A 1,070-nucleotide genomic window follows, 5' to 3' on the forward strand; every position below is an offset into this window, starting at 1 on the left:
GGGTGACTGCGTACCTTTTGTATAATGGGTCAGCGACTTATATTCTGTAGCAAGGTTAACCGCATAGGGGAGCCGCAGGGAAACCGAGTCTTAACGGGGCGTTAAGTTGCAGGGTATAGACCCGAAACCCGGTGATCTAGCCATGGGCAGGTTGAAGGTTGGGTAACACTAACTGGAGGACCGAACCGACTAATGTTGAAAAATTAGCGGATGACTTGTGGCTGGGGGTGAAAGGCCAATCAAACCGGGAGATAGCTGGTTCTCCCCGAAAGCTATTTAGGTAGCGCCTCGTGAAGTCATCTTCGGGGGTAGAGCACTGTTTCGGCTAGGGGGTCATCCCGACTTACCAACCCGATGCAAACTGCGAATACCGAAGAATGTTATCACGGGAGACACACGGCGGGTGCTAACGTCCGTCGTGAAGAGGGAAACAACCCAGACCGCCAGCTAAGGTCCCCAAGTCATGGTTAAGTGGGAAACGAAGTGGGAAGGCTCAGACAGCCAGGATGTTGGCTTAGAAGCAGCCATCATTTAAAGAAAGCGTAATAGCTCACTGGTCGAGTCGGCCTGCGCGGAAGATGTAACGGGGCTAAACCATGCACCGAAGCTGCGGCAGCGACACATCAGTGTCGTTGGGTAGGGGAGCGTTCTGTAAGCCGTTGAAGGTGAACTGTGAGGTTTGCTGGAGGTATCAGAAGTGCGAATGCTGACATAAGTAACGATAAAGCGGGTGAAAAACCCGCTCGCCGGAAGACCAAGGGTTCCTGTCCAACGTTAATCGGGGCAGGGTGAGTCGACCCCTAAGGCGAGGCTGAAAAGCGTAGTCGATGGGCAACAGGTTAATATTCCTGTACGGGCACCAATTGCGATGGGGGGACGGAGAAGGCTAGGCAAGCCGGGCGACGGTCGTCCCGGTTTAAGTGTGTAGGTGGGCTGACCAGGCAAATCCGGTTAGCCACAACACTGAGGCACGATGACGCGGCACTACGGTGCGGAAGTTGCTGATGCCCCGCTTCCAGGAAAAGCCCCTAAGCTTCAGATTGGTGTTCATCGTACCCCAAACCGACACA

Annotated in this window: 1 rRNA gene; it reads left to right on the forward strand. The window is 54.2% G+C overall.

Going from position 1 to position 1,070, the window contains the following annotated elements:
- Positions 1-1,070, forward strand: a 23S ribosomal RNA gene (locus IQ209_RS17895); the annotation flags it as partial.

The organism is Xenorhabdus sp. BG5 (genome assembly GCF_015163665.1).
GTDB lineage: Bacteria > Pseudomonadota > Gammaproteobacteria > Enterobacterales > Enterobacteriaceae > Xenorhabdus.